This is a genomic window from Fervidobacterium sp. 2310opik-2, from assembly GCF_011057735.1.
Lineage (GTDB): Bacteria > Thermotogota > Thermotogae > Thermotogales > Fervidobacteriaceae > Fervidobacterium > Fervidobacterium nodosum.
Genome location: NZ_LNGG01000024.1, coordinates 17,558 through 33,498, shown reverse-complemented (window position 1 = coordinate 33,498; position 15,941 = coordinate 17,558). Strand labels below are relative to the sequence as shown.

Annotated in this window: 14 protein-coding genes; 6 read left to right on the top strand and 8 right to left on the bottom strand. The window is 36.2% G+C overall.

The window, feature by feature from the left end:
• The first annotated feature begins 14 nt into the window (after window positions 1-14).
• Window positions 15-1,589 (top strand): bifunctional aspartate carbamoyltransferase catalytic subunit/aspartate carbamoyltransferase regulatory subunit, encoded by a 1,575-nt coding sequence (locus tag AS161_RS06960; RefSeq protein ID WP_164542266.1) that lies wholly within the window; start codon window positions 15-17, stop codon window positions 1,587-1,589.
• Between the two features lie 169 nt (window positions 1,590-1,758).
• Here AS161_RS06960 and AS161_RS06955 read toward each other — a convergent pair whose 3' ends face one another.
• The 4 genes from AS161_RS06955 to nuoE are packed head-to-tail and all read right to left on the bottom strand — an operon-like array spanning window position 1,759 to window position 6,789.
• Window positions 1,759-2,442 carry a redox-sensing transcriptional repressor Rex gene (locus AS161_RS06955; RefSeq protein ID WP_164542265.1) on the bottom strand — a complete coding sequence of 228 codons (684 nt, stop codon included), beginning with the start codon at window positions 2,440-2,442 and terminating at the stop codon, window positions 1,759-1,761.
• On the bottom strand, window positions 2,390-4,393 hold the full coding sequence (locus tag AS161_RS06950) for a [FeFe] hydrogenase, group A (RefSeq protein WP_164542264.1): 2,004 nt from the start codon (window positions 4,391-4,393) through the stop codon (window positions 2,390-2,392). The genes AS161_RS06955 and AS161_RS06950 overlap by 53 nt, the downstream gene beginning before the upstream one ends.
• 22 nt (window positions 4,394-4,415) lie before the next feature.
• Window positions 4,416-6,314: an NADH-quinone oxidoreductase subunit NuoF gene (locus AS161_RS06945; RefSeq protein WP_164542263.1), complete on the bottom strand. Its 1,899-nt coding sequence runs from the start codon at window positions 6,312-6,314 to the stop codon at window positions 4,416-4,418.
• A gap of 1 nt (window position 6,315) precedes the next feature.
• Window positions 6,316-6,789, bottom strand: coding sequence for an NADH-quinone oxidoreductase subunit NuoE (gene nuoE, locus AS161_RS06940; protein WP_011993417.1), 474 nt, complete (start codon window positions 6,787-6,789; stop codon window positions 6,316-6,318).
• A gap of 299 nt (window positions 6,790-7,088) precedes the next feature.
• Between nuoE and AS161_RS06935 the strand changes: the two genes are divergently transcribed.
• Window positions 7,089-8,090, top strand: a complete 1,002-nt coding sequence (locus tag AS161_RS06935) for a glycosyltransferase family 2 protein (RefSeq protein WP_164542262.1) — start codon at window positions 7,089-7,091, stop codon at window positions 8,088-8,090.
• Between the two features lie 30 nt (window positions 8,091-8,120).
• Here the strand turns inward: AS161_RS06935 and wecB are convergent, their stop codons facing one another.
• Window positions 8,121-9,188 carry a UDP-N-acetylglucosamine 2-epimerase (non-hydrolyzing) gene (gene wecB / locus AS161_RS06930; protein WP_011993419.1) on the bottom strand — a complete coding sequence of 356 codons (1,068 nt, stop codon included), beginning with the start codon at window positions 9,186-9,188 and terminating at the stop codon, window positions 8,121-8,123.
• 169 nt (window positions 9,189-9,357) lie between these two features.
• On the opposite strand from wecB, the gene lpdA reads away from it, so the two are divergent.
• A complete protein-coding gene (lpdA, locus tag AS161_RS06925; RefSeq protein WP_164542261.1) occupies window positions 9,358-10,722 on the top strand; it encodes a dihydrolipoyl dehydrogenase in 1,365 nt (454 codons plus the stop codon).
• A gap of 5 nt (window positions 10,723-10,727) precedes the next feature.
• Here lpdA and AS161_RS06920 read toward each other — a convergent pair whose 3' ends face one another.
• From AS161_RS06920 to AS161_RS06910, 3 genes are read right to left on the bottom strand one after another with little or no spacing between them, the layout of a single operon-like run.
• Complete coding sequence (locus AS161_RS06920; protein ID WP_164542260.1) at window positions 10,728-11,177, bottom strand: HAD hydrolase-like protein; 450 nt, start codon at window positions 11,175-11,177, stop codon at window positions 10,728-10,730.
• Window positions 11,178-11,191: 14 nt separating this feature from the next.
• Window positions 11,192-11,815 carry a sigma-70 family RNA polymerase sigma factor gene (locus tag AS161_RS06915; RefSeq protein ID WP_164542259.1) on the bottom strand — a complete coding sequence of 208 codons (624 nt, stop codon included), beginning with the start codon at window positions 11,813-11,815 and terminating at the stop codon, window positions 11,192-11,194.
• 27 nt (window positions 11,816-11,842) lie between these two features.
• The gene (locus tag AS161_RS06910; RefSeq protein ID WP_049751066.1) at window positions 11,843-12,673 is read right to left on the bottom strand and encodes an HAD-IIA family hydrolase; all 831 of its coding nucleotides are present in this window, start codon (window positions 12,671-12,673) and stop codon (window positions 11,843-11,845) included.
• A 121-nt stretch (window positions 12,674-12,794) separates the two neighbouring features.
• Here AS161_RS06910 and AS161_RS06905 point away from each other — a divergent pair, with 121 nt between their 5' ends.
• The 3 genes from AS161_RS06905 to AS161_RS06895 all read left to right on the top strand — a co-directional run bounded on the left by AS161_RS06905 (window position 12,795) and on the right by AS161_RS06895 (window position 15,603).
• The gene (locus AS161_RS06905) at window positions 12,795-13,145 is read left to right on the top strand and encodes a hypothetical protein (RefSeq protein ID WP_164542258.1); all 351 of its coding nucleotides are present in this window, start codon (window positions 12,795-12,797) and stop codon (window positions 13,143-13,145) included.
• 18 nt (window positions 13,146-13,163) lie between these two features.
• Window positions 13,164-13,586, top strand: coding sequence for a hypothetical protein (locus AS161_RS06900; protein WP_164542257.1), 423 nt, complete (start codon window positions 13,164-13,166; stop codon window positions 13,584-13,586).
• A 256-nt stretch (window positions 13,587-13,842) separates the two neighbouring features.
• A complete protein-coding gene (locus tag AS161_RS06895) occupies window positions 13,843-15,603 on the top strand; it encodes an NADH-dependent [FeFe] hydrogenase, group A6 (protein WP_164542256.1) in 1,761 nt (586 codons plus the stop codon).
• Window positions 15,604-15,941: the final 338 nt, after the last annotated feature.

Here is a 15,941-nt window from a genome sequence, read left to right as displayed (position 1 = left end):
GGGAGTGGTTTTGTATGAAGAGAGACTTTTTGGGAAGGACACTTGCGGTTATAAACGACTTTTCTGTTGAGGAACAACTTTTCTTGTATAAGAGTACGCAAAAGTTAAAGGAAAAGATTAGAAACAAAGAAGATGTTTCAGAATTTCAAATCAAACGAGAGACAGGTATATACATCGTCTTTGTAGAACCTTCCACACGTACAAAGGAATCGTTTATAAACGCCGCTAAATTCCACAAAAACGCAAAAGTAAATGTATTTGATTCAGAACACTCATCTTTTAATAAGCAAGAAAGCTATGTAGATACTTTTAACATGTTAACGGGTTACAGTGAATATTCAATTTTCATACTCAGAACAAGATTAGAAGGTGTTACACGCTTACTCGAGCAAAAAGTTGGTGAATTCGCAGAGAGACACGGAATCGAACGCCCAGCGTTTATTAATGGTGGAGATGGTAAACACGAACATCCAACACAAGAATTACTAGACGAATTCACTTTTTTAGAACAGATGAACTTTGATAATTCCCATATTCGAATTGCACTTGTCGGTGATTTGTTACATGGAAGAACTGTTCACTCAAAAGCCAATGGGTTGAAAGTCTTTAAAAATGTTGAAGTCGATTTAATAGCACCGGAAGAACTGCAAATGCCGAAAAGTTATATTGAAAAAATGAAGAGAAATGGGTTCGAAGTTAGATTGTATAGCTCGATAGATGAGTATTTAGAAACCACCAATCCCGCACCAATTTGGTACTTCACAAGATTACAACTTGAACGAATGGGAGAAGATATCCTCGAAAAAGCCCACCTTTTGAAAAAAGCAGTCACATTCAGAAAAGACATGCTTGATAAAATACCAGAAGGTACAAAGTTTTACCATCCACTTCCAAGACCTAAAGTCGATCCCGAAATTCCAACATTCTTAGACACGCTTCCACTAAATGGTTGGGAACATCAGGCGATTAATGGATATTGGGTGAGAGTTGTTTTGCTTTCCATGCTTGGTGGTGCACTTTTAGCGGATTTTGACACAACAAAGAAACGAGAAGAATTACCTGACGATTTTATAATCCCAGCTCCAATAGTTGATGGTACAAAAGGTGTTGCTAAAGAAGGCAAGCGAGGAATTAAACCCATCAGTAATGGTACGGTTATTGACCATATAGCGAAAGGTAAAACAACTGAAGAGATTTACAATACTATTGTAAAGATAAGAAAAATTCTCAAAATTTACGATGTGGATAGCGCTGATGGAATATTCAAATCTGCTGATGGAAATTACAAAGGGTACATAAGCCTTCCTGATAAATACCTCTCGTTCAAAGAAATAAAGAAATTAGCTGCCATTTCGCCGAATACGACAGTGAATATAATTAAAGATAGCAGAGTTGTAGAAAAGTACAGACTGCAGCTTCCACCGAGGATTTATAATTTCGATGAAATTAGGTGCAAAAACGAAAACTGTATCACAAACCCAGCGCATGGAGAGAATGTTTCGGCATCGTTTATTCAAGTTGATGGTAAATTTGTATGTGAATACTGTGAGACTCCTCACGAGTACCACGAAATTTGGAATGTAAAGTGATGTTTTAAAATCACAAATCAATCGGCTGCTTTAATTATGAGCAGCCGATTTTTTGTATAATTGTTTGATAAAATGACAAAATGATAAAAAAATCCCCCGGTAAAAACCGGGGTGGGAAGGTGTGGTGGCCGTTGTGAGGTCGCATCCTCACTATATGTAATATTTTTTATTATTTAGTTACGTTAGACTTTTCAGCTTCGCTTTGTCTTCTTTCGATTAACATATGTTTTATTCCGAGCAGTCCCCTTGTTATATCTTCGTTTTGTACTATGATATCTTTAGGTAAATCTAAAATCTTTGTCGAGAAATTCCAAATTGCTTTTATTCCATATCCAACGAGCAAATCTGCGGCTTCTTGGGCTGAACTTTCTGGAACACATATTGCTGCAATCTCTACTTTGAACCTTCTTATAACTCTTGGAATATTTTTTAGTGGTAATATCATAAGCTCGCCAACCATTTGACCGATTTTCGCTGGATCGTTATCGAAAATAGCAACTACTTGCGTACCTATGTTTTTAAAACCTTTGTAATTTGCCAATGCCTGTCCTAAATGTCCCGCTCCAATTATGATTATGCTATCTCTATCTTTTGTTCCAAATAACTCATCTAATTCGGCAAGTAACTCCGGGATATAATATCCAACCTTAGGCTTTCCGTTTGTTTCAAGAAATGAAAAATCTTTTCTAACTTGTTCTGGAGTAATTCTGAGCATATCTGCTATCTCGTCGGATGAAATGTATTTAACGTTTCCTTCGTTTTGAAGTTGAGTGAGCAGCGAATGGTAAATCTTCAACCTTTCAAATGTTGCTTTTGGAAACCTCAGGATCCCCTTTCTTTCTTCCAAGTTCATTAAGCGCCACCTCTTTTATTTTTTCGATTGTTGCTTGCTCTACTATTTTATCATTAACTACGACGTTTGGTGCCATGCCACAGTTTTCTACACAGAATGTACCTTTAATCTCTAAGTTCTTTGCCCATTCTTCTTTGTTCGCTAAAGATATAAGGTTTTCAAGAATTTCGTATGAACCTTTTGAATAGCACGATGTACCGAGACATACACTGACGGAAACTTTATCTTCAACATCTGGTAATGGGAGTATTTCTATTTCTTCCTCTTCAATTCTCTTTCTGTGTTTGTATTCAGTATGTAATACTTCGTGTGCTTCGTGGCTGAGTGGTGCTCCAAAGTATTTTGTGTAAAGTTCTCTCATATGGAAGTTTTCCGTTGGTGATATAAGTACATCGACACTTTGTGTTTCCTTGAGAATCTTTGCTCTTCTTGCTCTTGTTCTTACGTCGTTTGGATATGGTTGTCCACCGCCACCGATACAACCATAGTTACAAGCCATGACTTCAACAACGTCTGCGTTGAGCCTTCCTTCTTTTATGTCACTAATTACCTTTCTAACATTGCCAAGACCGAAGACAGCTACACCTCTTACAACTTTTCCATTTTCAAGTTCCACTTCTGTTAAATTTACACCCTGAGCAATTTCTCTTGTATTTACTCTTTTAACGTTTACTTTGTCTTCTATAACTTTTACGACGCTACCCAAAACTCCACCTGTCTTACCAAAGCTCAATCCTGATTGAGAAGAAAGACCGTAAGGTCTGTCGAATGGTTCCGGTTCAACCATCTTTATATCAATTCCCGTTGCTTTGAAAATCTTAACAAGTTCTCTTGTTGTAAGGACTATATCAATATCCCCTTCAAATTCTTCTCTTTCCGCTTCGAATTTCTTCGCGGTACATGGCATAATTGAAACAAGAACTATATCTTCTGGATTAACACCGATTTCTCGTGCATAGTACTTTTTGATAATTGCTCCAAGTGCCATCTGTGGTGATTTAACACTCGATAAGTTTGGAAGATATTCTGGATAATATTGTTCAGCGAATTTTATCCAGCCAGGGCAACATGATGTGAATTGTGGTAACTTTTCACCATTTTCGAGTCTTTCCATAAATTCATGCGCTTCTTCATATGCAACTAAATCGGCCGCAAATGCAACATCGAATACTTTTTTGAAACCTATCATCTTTAGAATAGATACCATTCTACCAGCCATTGCTATATCGTCTTCCATACCGAATTCTTCTTGTAATGAAGCCCTAACTGCTGGTGCAATCATACCGATGACGTACTTTCCTTCCTCAATTGCTTTGTAAACCTTGTCAACGTCGTTTCTTATAGCTAGAGCGCCTGTTGGACAGTAAGCGACACATTGACCGCAGAATACACATTCTGTATTTTCAAGTTTTTCTTCAAATGAAGGAACAACTTGTGCTTCAAATCCCCTGTAAGCAAAATCGATTGCTGCAACTGTTTGAATCTCATCACATGCTCTTACACAATCACCGCAGAGTATACACTTTGCATTATCTCTAACGATAATAGAATTTTTATCTGTAATTGTTTTCTTTGATATCTTTTCGAATCTATTTGTTGTAAGTCCGAAATCTTGAGCATACTTTTGAAGTTTACATTTTCCGTTCATCTCACATGTTGTACAATCGCCATCGTGAGAAGCAAGTAAGAGTTGGAGTATACCTTTTCTCATTTCGTAAATCTTCGGTGTGTGTGTCTTTATTTCCATTCCTTCCCTCGGCATAAGTGTACATGAAGTTGTTATTTCTCTTCCATCGACTTCTACAAGGCACATTCTACATGCGCCGTAAACGGAAGTTTCTGAGAGATAACATAAGTTTGGTATCTCTATGCCCACTTCTCTAAGTGCTTCCAGAACATTTCTTGCATCGTTCCTAATTTCAACTTCTCTACCGTTAACTTTTATTTTCATTGCTCATCACCCTCCCGAATAATTAACCGACAAGTTCTATGGCGCCAAATTTACACTTCGTTACACACAAGCCGCACTTAATACACTTATCCTGGTCGATGACGTAAGGCTTACCTCTTTCGCCACTGATTGCATTATTTGGACAACTCCTCGCACACAAGCTACAGCTCTTACACTTTTCGGGTATGATAATGTATTTCTTAAACGCGGTACACATTCCACTCGGACATTTACCTTCTATATGTTCGATGTATTCATTTTTGAAATACTTCAATGTACTGATAATTGGGTTTGGAGCCGTCTTACCAAGTCCACATAATGATGCTGTCTTGATTATTTCTGACAATTGTTCGAGTGTTTCAAGGTCTTCGTAAGTAGCTTTACCTTGTGTGAATTTTTCTAGTATGTTATACGCTTGTGTTGTTCCTTCCCTACATGGTACACACTTTCCACATGACTCACGCTTTGTAAAATCAAGGAAGAACCTTGCAACTTCGACCATACACCTATCTTCCGTGATTGCAACGATACCACCTGAACCAACCATTGCACCTACTGATTTCAACGTGTCGTAATCAAGAGGTAAATCGAATAATTCTTCTGGGAGACATGCGCCTGATGGTCCACCGATTTGTATAGCCTTTATCTTTTGACCATTTGATGTACCACCGCAGATATTGTCAAGTATATATCTTAACGTTGTACCAAATTGGATTTCAATGATACCTGTAAGTTTGAGAGGCCCTGTGACTGAGAACATCTTCGTTCCAGGTGATTTTTCAACACCGCGTTTTCTATAATTTTCAACACCATCTCTAATTATCTTTGGTACATTTGCGTAAGACTCAACATTGTTTATTAACGTTGGTTTACCCCACAAACCTGATTGTGCTGGGAATGGAGGTCTTGGTCTTGGTACACCTCTTTTACCTTCGATAGATGCAAGTAAAGCTGTTTCCTCACCACAAACAAACGCTCCAGCACCTTCTTTTACGTACAATTCAAATGAGAAATCTGTACCTAAAATATTTTCACCGAGCAAACCGTATTCTTTTGCATCTTCTATAGCTTTATTGAACATCTCAACTGCAATTGGGTATTCAGCTCTGATGTACGCATAGCCCTTTTGCGCACCGATTGTGTACGCAGCGATAATCATACCTTCAAGAACAGAATGTGGGTCTCTTTCAAGCAAAGTTCTGTTCATAAATGCTCCTGGGTCACCTTCGTCTGCGTTACAGACAACGTATTTGATATCCCCTTTACTATTATAGGCAGCCTCCCATTTTAAACCCGTTGGGAATCCACCACCACCACGACCACGCAGGCCAGCCGCTTTAATTTGTTCTATTATCTCTTTTCTATCCATACCAGAGAGTACTTTGGCAAGGGAAGTATATCCACCACGTGCCATGTAATCCTCTATGCTTTCACATTCGCTTGTACCTATTGCCTCCATTATGTAAAATGTTTGGTTTTTAAAGAATGTCGCATCTTCAAGCCTTTCAACCTTTTTATCTGTAATTGGGTCTGTGAGCAATAACCTTTCAATTGCTTCACCTTTCATAAGAGTTTTCTCAACTATTTCTTCAACATCGTTAACACTGACATGGCTGTATGTAATTCCATTTGGCATTATCTTTACAAGTGGGCCAAGCGAACATAATCCACAGCATCCTGTTTTTTTCACTGGTGTGTCATCATCGTCAATCTTTTCTATATTTACATCCAATCCTTTTTGATTTATAACTTCGACGAATTTAGCGTAAACCTTTCTCGAACCACTCGCGGTACAACCTGTACCAACACATACGTATATAGATGGTTTTTGGAGCTTCTTTTCTCTTTTTATTTTTAATTCTTCTATGTATCTCAACAAATCAGCTGGATTTTTGAACTTTCTTTCAACAGCTATTGCCATATTACTCAGCCTTCCTTTCTTTTAAATTTCTAAGAATCTCCTTAACCTTTTCTGGCTTCAAATTACCGTAAACCTCTCCATTAATAACCATAGCTGGAGCAAGAGCACAAGCGCCAAGACAACCAACTTTATCAAGGCTGAATTTCAAATCTGGCGTGACTTCACCTGGCTTAATTCCCACTTCTTCCTCTATAGCTTTTACAAGACTCATTGAACCTTCCATATGGCATGCCGTACCATCGCAGATGAGAATTGTGTATTCGCCCTTTGGTTTGAGGGAGAATTGCGCGTAAAATGTTGCAACACCGTAAATCTTTGCAGGTGGGATACCTAAAGCGACACCTATGTAGTTAACGACCTCTCTTGGGATGTGTCTGTACTCTTTTTGAACCTCAAGGAGAATTTTTATGAGCATCTCTTTCTTGTAACCGTACTTTTCCAATATCTTCTCGACCTTATCGAATGTCCTTGTCACCTTAACCACACCTCCAAAAATTAGTTCATTTTAATTAGCTTTATCATGTATTTTTCATGTTCATCTATAACTCGATTCTACGAAATATTACAATTGTTATTTTTATAACGTTATTTTTTTCACAATTATAATAAACCAAAAATTGCTATTAGTCAAGAGATAATTTAGAATTTTTTCACGAAATTTGATTAGGTTTGACTAAGAGACAAATATATATCTTAAAATGCTTTGTTGTATTGATTAAAAGGCGAAAAAAGTTATAATTGTAATTGGTAAATCACTTCAAGGAGGAAATAAAATTGGCTGAGCAAAAGGTATCCATTGTGCTGCCTGTTAGGAATGAGGCTAAGACTATACAAAAGGTGCTTGATGGCTTACTAGGGCAGGAATATGAAGATATTGAAATTATAGTTATTGATGGTATGAGTACCGATGAAACACGTAATATAGTTCAAAGGTATGTGGGGCGTTTTCCAGAAAAGGTTAAATTAATTGAAAACGAAAAGGTTTATACCCCATCTGGGCTTAATATCGGTATCCGTAATTCTTCAGGTGAATATGTAATGATAGCAAGTGGACACGCTTCTTATTCAAAAAATTACATTAAAGAATGTGTAAAAGCAATTGAAAGTGGTGAGTGTGATATAGCGGGTGGAGTCGTTGAAGTTTTGCCAAGAAGTGAATCGAAGAAAGCTTTGGCGATAGCTGAAATCTTAAAGCATCCATTTGGTATTGGCGGAGCGAGGTATAAACTGGGCGCGGTCGAAAAAACTTATGTTGATACTGTCGCATATGGTGTTTATAAAAGAGAAGTATTTGAAAAAGTTGGTCTTTTTAATGAAAATTTGATAAGAAATCAAGATATCGAATTTAACTTGCGGTTGAAGGGTTCAGGATACAGGATTATGTTGATTCCACAAGCAAGAGCTTACTATTTCGCGCGAGATAAGTATAAAGAATTGTGGAAAAATAACTTTTCAAACGGTTTTTGGGTTACTTACAGTAAAAAGTTTGCTGAAAATCCTTACAGATTGAGGCATCTTATTCCATTGTTTTTCGTCGTTTACTTGATTACACTTTTTGCATTTATTCTATTCTTCGATGACTTTCTCAAAGTCATTTTTTCAATACCTTTAATTTTGTATTTTGTATTGAATATTTTATCTTCATTTGGAATTTCTCTAAATCACAAAGATTTTTCTTTGTTTTTTTACGCTTTGATAGGTTTTCTTACCTTGCATATATCGTACGGTATAGGTTCACTCTTTGGGATTTTTAAATTTTTGAAAGACAAAAAATAAGAGCACAGTGAAAACTGTGCTCTTATTTGTTTATAATATACTCATTAAAATTCTTTCCGAAGCTTTTCCGTCGCCAAACGGGTTTTCCCTATCTTCTGGTTTAAATTCGAGCGCTAATTTTAGGTTTTTATAAACATCTTCTTGTGTTGTACCTGCCAAGACTCCAAACCCACTTTCAATAACTTCTGGGCGTTCCGTTGTTTCTCTGCAAACAACAACAAATTTCTTAAATGTTGGAGCCTCTTCTTGTAACCCCCCACTGTCACTTGCGACAAATAGACTATCTTTAATTAATGAGGTCATTTCAACATAGTTAACTGGTTCTATGAGATGAGCACCTTTGCAATTTTCCAGCTCGCTGTACACAATTTCTCTAACTTTTGGGTTTTTATGCACTGGAAACACGAACTCTATATTTTGCTCCTCTGAGAATTTCCTGATAGCTCTTAGGATATTTCTCATTCGCTGACCGATGTTTTCTCTTCGATGTAGAGTTACGACAAAATAATTCGTATGGTTGATTATTTTTTTACGTATAGACTCCAAATCAAATTTGTTCATTACGTACATTTGGGCATCGATAACGGTATTGCCTGTTATGATTATTTTTTCTTCTGGAAAGTTTTCTTTTAAGAGTGTGTTTTTTGCATTTTTCGTGGGTGCGAAGAGTTTTTCTGAAACTTGGTCTATAACTCTTCTGTTCATTTCTTCAGGGAATGGATCGTACAGATTTCCACTTCTTAACCCGGCTTCTATATGTCCAACTTTTATACCTCTGTTGAACGCTGCTATAGCTGTTGCCATTGCTGTTGTTGTGTCTCCTTGAACAAATATCCAATCGTAGTGTTTTTCTTTTGAAAGTTTTTCGAATTCCATAACTACTTTGTAAGTTACATCGTTCAATGTTTGGTCTTTAGTCATGATGTTCATATCGTAATCAGAATCGATGGCAAAAATATCTTTCATCATATCGACCATTTCTCTATGTTGACCTGTGCAGATAAAGTCGGTACTTATACCCATCTCTTTTGCTTTCAAATAAACAGGTGCAACCTTTATAATTTCCGGTCTGGTGCCAAATATGATTCCTATGTGCATCTTCAAACGTCCTCCCAGTTTTTGTTTACGATTTTTGTGCTTTTTAAATTATAGCATGAATTTTGCTTTTCTTAAATAGCTAATATTAATGTTGATTTTGGTTGTTTAGTGTGTTACCATATAATTGATAATTATCCGTGGTAAAAAACAAAGCAAGGAGGGAAATTTTATGTTCGATGCAGTGATTATAGGTGGTGGACCGGGAGGGTACGTTTGCGCGATAAAACTTGCACACTTGGGTAAAAATGTTGCACTTGTTGAGAAAGAGAATCTTGGTGGTACTTGTACTAATTGGGGTTGTATTCCAACAAAGGCGTTGCTTACAGCTACACATTTAATAGATGAAATAAGAGAAAAAGCAGATAAATACGGAGTTAAAGCAACTTTTGAAGGATACGATATTTCCAAAATAATGGCACACGCACAGAAGAGTGTAACGTTGTCGAGAAAAGGTATAGAGTTTCTCATGAAAAAGAATAATGTAACATTAATAAAGGGAACTGCAGAGGTTGTAAATAAAAATCAGGTGAAGATAAAAGAATCAGGTGAGATATTTGAAGGGAAAAATCTTGTTTTTGCTCACGGTTCCGTTCCTGTCGTATTTCCACCGTTTGATAGTATCGAGGGTATATGGACAAGCAATGATGTTTTTAAGTTACAAAGTGTGCCACAGAGTTTGCTTATAATTGGTGGGGGAGTAATTGGTGTTGAATTTGCAACTTTTTTCAGTTCGCTTGGAACAAAAGTAAGAATTGTGGAATTAGCTGAACACATATTACCAACCGAAGATTCAGACGTTGCCGAAGAAGTTAAAAAAGCGATGATAAGAAAAGGTGTAGAAATCCAAGAAAAAAGTAAAGTTACAAACGTTGAAAAACTCGAAAAATCTTACAGAGTTACGATAAAAGATAACAATGAGAAAGAAAGTATCGTGGAAGTTGAACATATACTCTTAGCTGTTGGGCGAAGGCCAAATATACCGGAAGATGTAAGAGCATTAGATGTAGAAATTGAAAGGGGAATAAAGACAAATAGAAAGATGCAAACTAACATAGAAGGTGTTTACGCTATCGGTGATATAAGAGGTCATATTATGTTAGCACATGTGGCATCTTATGAAGGAATAACTGCCGCGTTGAATATAGCTGGAATAGAAGCAGAAATGGATTATTCAGCGGTTCCATCAATCATATTCTCAAATCCAGAGGTTGCATCCGTTGGTTTAAGGGAAAAAGATATCGACCATGAAAAAGTAAAGATTTCGAAGTTCCCACTATCAGCAAATGGAAGAGCAAGAACGATGCTTGAAAACATAGGCTTTGCAAAGGTTATAGCCGATAAAGAAACAGGTACAGTTCTTGGAATGTCTATTGTCTCACCAGTTGCAACTGAGCTTATCATGGAAGGTGTTGTAGCAGTTAAGAATAAACTCACGGCTCATCAACTTGAAGAATCAATACATCCACATCCAACGTTGAGTGAGACTTTACTTGGTGCACTCGAAGGAATAACAGATAAGCCATTACATTTATAAAGATTTCAGTGTAATTTGAACAATCTCTCAAAGAATCTGAAAATCTTAGTAGTTATGAATTCTTTACTTGTATCTAATGGTTCAACTTTTATAGTGTAAGCACCTATCAATTTACCAAAGAGTATGTCTGTGAATATTTGATCACCGATAACTACTATCTCATCCTTATTTTTAAGATGTTTTTTCAATCTCATCATTACTTTGAATGGCAAGGGTTTAAGAGCGCGCCAGATAATCTTTACGTTGTTGATTTCTAATTTTCTTTTTTTCCCATTTGAGACAATAAAAACAGAGGCATCATTAGAGAGGAGATATTTGAATATCTCCTCTATTTCTTTTGGCACGATGTTAGATTTCCATACATTGATTGTGTTATCGAAATCAAAAAGAAAAACTCTCTTTCCTTCAGAGAGTAATTTTTTGAAATCTATATCTTTAACACTTTTTACTTTCAAATCAGGCTTCAGAATTATCCCTCCAAGAACGGTAAGATAGATGTACTCAATTTACTTCGGACGATTTTTTTAACTTTCTGTACCGTATTATCGACTTTTTTGAAATTTACACCAACCATTTCTTCAATTTCTTTGTAACTGTACCCGTCAAGCCAGAGCTCGAATATCTGCGTTTCTTCTTCGTTTAGCTTTTCCAATATTTCTTCATGTACGATACTTAAAATGGTCTTTTTCACGACGTTAGTACTTGTGTTTTCATCGGCCACAAAATAATCTATTTGCTCGTCATCAACATCGTCAAAAACCGAATCCATACTTGTTGAATCTGAAAGCATCTTGTTTTTCTTTCTGTTTTGGTAAGTAATAAATGTTTTTATTTCAGATTCTATGCTCCTCCAAGCGAATGTTGAAAACGAACTTTTATTCTCTTCAAAATAATATATCGCTTTTATAAGCCCGATAAGTCCATTTTGAACGATATCATCAAATTCAGCCCATGGTGCATAAAATTGTGAGGCGATTCTCACAACCATTGGGTAATACTTTTCAATTATCAAATCAACAGCGTCATTCAATCCACTTTGGGCAAGTTCAACAAGTTTTTCTATTGGTTTATTTCTAAGAGCGTATTTAATCATATTTTAATGCTCTATATCTCCTTCATTTTATTTTATAAGCATTTCTGCAATTACCCCAATATCTTTTGCTATTATATGAGGTTTGATAGGTCCTTTTTCAGCTTGTTCTAATGTAGCCTCTCCTGTCAAAACAAGTGCTGTCCATGTTCCAGATTGGATACCTGCCAGTATGTCTGTATAAAGTCTATCACCAATCATACAAGTCTCAGTTGGGCTTATGTTGTAGCGTCTCATTACCATTTCCAAAAGTTTAGGCTCTGGTTTTCCAAATACTATGTTAGGGTAAACTCCAGCAGCTTTTCTGATAACTGATGCAATAGCGCCTGCATCAGGAAGTGGCCCTTCGTCGGATGGACAGTTCAAATCTGGATTTGTTACGACAAAAAGCGCACCATTAGCAACAAATTGCGTTGCTTTTTTGATTTTTTCATATGTTAATGTCTTGTCAAATGTCACGACAACAATTTCTGGGTTTTCTTCTACAACATTTAATCCTACTCTTTTGAATTCTTCTTTTATCTCGTCTGTTCCAACGATGTAAACCTTAGCAGGACCGAATTCTTCAAATAAATACTCAGCGGTTGCTACGCCTGCTGTTATGAAATGCTCTTTTGAAAGGTTAAATCCAATGTTCTTAAACTCTTCGACATAGCTATCGATAGTTCTGTTGGAATTGTTGGTTAAAAATACAAACTTTTTACCGAGTTGTTCAACTATATCAACAAATTTACGTGAACCTTCAAATGGTTTCCCACTTAAATAGAATGTACCATCGATATCTAAAATAAATAAATTACATTGTTTAATACGTTCGACAACACCGTTTCTTAGCTCAATAACGCCGTCTATTTTTTCCATGCTCTTCAAGATTTATCACCACCACTATTTTATTTGGTCTTCTTTTTCATTATATCATAAAATAATTTTTTGTTTGGTGGTATAATTCTATTGTGTTATAAAATTCAAGTAGGTTAATATTATGAGAAGAAAGCCTATTTTAGTTATTTTTGCAACAGCGTTTGTAATATTAACATCTTTGGTATTTGCTGATAGTAAATCTTCTGACTTTGTGTTAAGTATAATCCCACAACACAAGGAAGGTTTCTTCGTCGAGTTCACATCGGTTGGTGTTTCCTTTGGAAATTCGGAAGTCTCAACTCAACCACTATTTGATGTTCTTGGAATTTTTAATCTTCGCTATAGATACTATGTATTGCCGTTATTTGTTTCTTCAATAGAAACTTATTTTTTCGACCCACTTTTCATTTCAAAAACTTATATGGGAGAACCATATGACGAATCATCACAGGTTTATATTTTATTCAACTGAAGCTACGTACATGGGAATATGATTGTAAGACCTGTGATAATTAAACCGTACGCAGAATTGCTGACGATACTCGTTGGAAATTATAATTTTTCAGAGTATGCAGGTTCAACGGTAGCAAGAGGATTTTTAAGTATGGGGACATTGTTGTCTAAAAATATTGAATTATTTGGTACACTTGAGTCAGGGATGGCACTTACGATTTGGACAAGTTCAACCGTAAGCCAAGAAGAATGGAATACATTTTTAGATGAGTTAAGGCAAAAAACGCTCTACATAACCTTTAGAACGGGATTGGATTGGTATTATGATAATTATTCCGGATTAGAAATTGGTTATAGAGTAATATTATACGGTAATGATAGTCCATTAAAGCTCGTTCAAGGTTTCACAATAACGGATTGGATATACAACATAGTGAGTTCTATAAATGCTTCTTCTTAACAAAAAGTAAATATACCATTCATTACTACAGATTATTATTTGAGCTTTTCTGTAAAATTTTAAATTTTTATATTCAATTAGGAATTTTTCTACAATCGTTAAAATAGTTTATTTTGCTTAAAACCGTTGAATATAACTGATATTTCTACGAATATTTCTAAATTTTGACCACTTTTGTGCTTGTGAATTTTTTACTTTTATGGTAGAATTTTTTTAGACGTACTATGTGTTATTATACTATGGAGGTGGGTGGCCGATGGTAACAGTTTATATCAACGACAAGCCTTATGAAGTTTCAGAAAACAAAACAGTATTAGAAGTTGCACAAGAGCTTGGATACTACATTCCAACACTTTGTCATCATCCAGAACTTGAGCCAATTGGTGCTTGTAGAATCTGTGTTGTTGAAATTGAGGGAGCAAGAACACTCCAACCAGCGTGTACAACGAAAGTGTCAGATGGAATGAAATTAAGGACAAACACAGAAAGAGTAGAAAGTGCAGTCAAATTTAATCTTTCATTGATTATGGCAAATCATCCACACGAATGTATGTACTGTGAGGCGGATGGTAGATGTGAACTCCAGAAGCTTGTTCACATGTACGATATTAAACCTATATTCGGTGTTAATGTTGCTCTTGATAAAGAGATTGATGTTAGTAGCCCGTCTATAAACAGAGACCTTTCAAAATGTATTAAATGTCAAAGATGTGTAAGAGTTTGTAGTGAAATACAAGGAATGAACATTTATTCAATGGTAGACAGAGGTTATGAATCTCTTCCAGAGACAGAGTTTGGTATACCAGTATATGAGACAAATTGTATAAGCTGTGGACAATGTGCCTACTTATGTCCTGTTGGAGCTATCTACGAAGCTCCAGATTGGAAGAAAGTGCTTAATTTACTTAACAAGAAGGAACCAGGAAAAGTTTACGTTGCTCAAACAGCCCCATCTGTCCGTGTTGCGATAGGTGAAGAATTTGGGATGGAACCAGGCACAGTTAGTACGGGAAAGATGGTTGCTGCTCTTAGAAGACTTGGATTTGATTATGTTTTCGATACAAACTTTGCTGCAGACTTGACAATTATGGAGGAAGGTTACGAACTAATCCACAGATTGCAAAACGGTGGAAAGTTCCCAATGTTCACTTCGTGTTGTCCAGGTTGGGTTAATGAGATGGAAAAAGAATGGCCAGAATTAAGAGAAAATCTTTCTACAGCAAAATCTCCACAACAGATGATGAGTAGCGTTGTTAAGACATATTTTGCACAAAAGATAGGTGTAAAACCAGAAGATATAGTTATGGTTTCCGTTATGCCTTGTACGGCAAAGAAAGATGAAATTACAAGACCACAACAGCTTGTTGACGGTATAAAAGTGACGGATTACGTTATTACGACAAGAGAACTTGGCAAGCTTATAAAACTCAAAGGAATTCCATTTGTAAACTTACCAGAAGAACAATACGATAGTCCACTTGGTACATCCACAGGTGCCGGAGCATTGTTTGGTGTTACCGGTGGTGTTATGGAGGCAGCACTTAGAACCGCATATGAAGTTATCACAGGTGAAAAATTACCAAAACTCGTATTTGATTCTGTGAGGGGACTTGATGGCGTAAGAGAAGCTGAAATTGATATTAAAGGTAAGAAGTTAAGAGTAGCCATTGCGCACGGTATGGCAAATGTAAAGAGATTACTTGCTGAAATGAAAGAAGGAAAGAGATACTACGACTTTGTTGAGATAATGGCGTGTTACGGTGGATGTATAGGTGGAGGCGGACAGCCAAAGAACCTTGACCCAGATATACTTAAGAAAAGAGCAGCTGCTATTTACTCTATCGATGAGCTTAGTGTACTTAGAAGGTCACATGAAAACCCAGATATAATAAAACTTTACGAAGAATTCCTCGAAAAACCAAACAGCCACAAGGCTCACCACTTATTGCATACTCATTACACCGATAGGTCAAGAGCCGTGAGAAAAGCGCAAAAGCAACAAGAAAAAGTAAACTAATAAGATGGTAAATCAGTTCGGCAGTGGTTCAACACTGCCGAACTTTTTTATTTTTTACCACGTAAGAAAGAGATTGACAGAGAAAATTACAAATATTTTTGAATATATGTCAATCAAGACTGAAATTGTACAAATTCTAATGTATGTTATTTTATTCTCTTGTGATAAAATTTTATTGACAAGTGAATAATTTCTCAAAGTGGTATGTTCTTTCTGAGATGGAGGAGTTGTATCTGACATCGAGGAAAGAGGAGTGATTGGATAGAATTTATTTGTGAAAAAAATATCATTCTGTTTTTTGCTCTTCAATCAGCCTCTTTCCTCGATGCAAAGGAAAG